Annotated in this window: 1 protein-coding gene; it reads left to right on the top strand. The window is 55.1% G+C overall.

All coding sequences use genetic code 11. The features are described 5' to 3' along the window. A partial coding sequence (locus HWN72_RS30765) for an aldo/keto reductase (protein ID WP_211152335.1) occupies window positions 1-325 on the top strand: 325 nt, incomplete at its 5' end. Between the last annotated feature and the right edge of the window lie 399 nt (window positions 326-724).

Below are 724 nucleotides of genomic sequence, written 5' to 3'. Positions count from 1 at the left end.
CCTTACCAACAAATATCTAAATGGTGTTCCCGGTGATGCGCGAGGTGCACGATCCGGGTCTTTCAAGAAGGAATTGCTTGCTCCAGAGACTATGGATCGCATCCGCAGTCTGCACTCGATCGCGGAAGATCGCGGCCAGACGCTTGCTCAGATGGCGATCGCCTGGGTTCTCCGCGATCCGCGGATGACTTCTGCTCTCATCGGGGTAAGAACGGTTAACCAACTCAATGATTCGCTTGATGCAATAAATCGGCTCGATTTCGAGCATTCTGAACTGGACGCTATCGAACGCCTACTCGGCACACCGGAATCACGCCGCCGTTGACACTATTGCGCGCATTGGGGTCCGTCGCGCACGGTGCGATTGCCCGGCTCTTATCGCATATAAAGAAGGGCGTAGGAGCGACGCGTCCACATGGCAGATACGATAGGCGACACTTCAGGCGCGAGCCTAGTGAACAAAATTCCGCTTTGTATACGTTGGACTACGAGGACGGACGAGCAATTCTCTATCAGCTACCCCAATTTTCCGCCAACTGATGCTTGCCATCGGTTCGTTAACGGCCTTTCCGCAATTAGGATCGCCGTAATCTGCAGTCTATGACTGGGATGGGCGCGTAACAGCCGGTCGGCTTCGAAGAACTCTGTCAGCAGCTTCTGTCAGGAGTAGGCCCTCGCGGCCGCTGATCGAAGCGACAGGGTCTGGTCGGATACTCCGATATCC

Origin of the sequence: Novosphingobium sp. HR1a (assembly GCF_015594425.1) — a bacterium.
Classification (GTDB): domain Bacteria; phylum Pseudomonadota; class Alphaproteobacteria; order Sphingomonadales; family Sphingomonadaceae; genus Novosphingobium; species Novosphingobium resinovorum_A.
Note: the sequence above shows the minus strand (reverse complement) of the source record. Positions and strands in the feature narration are given on the sequence as shown.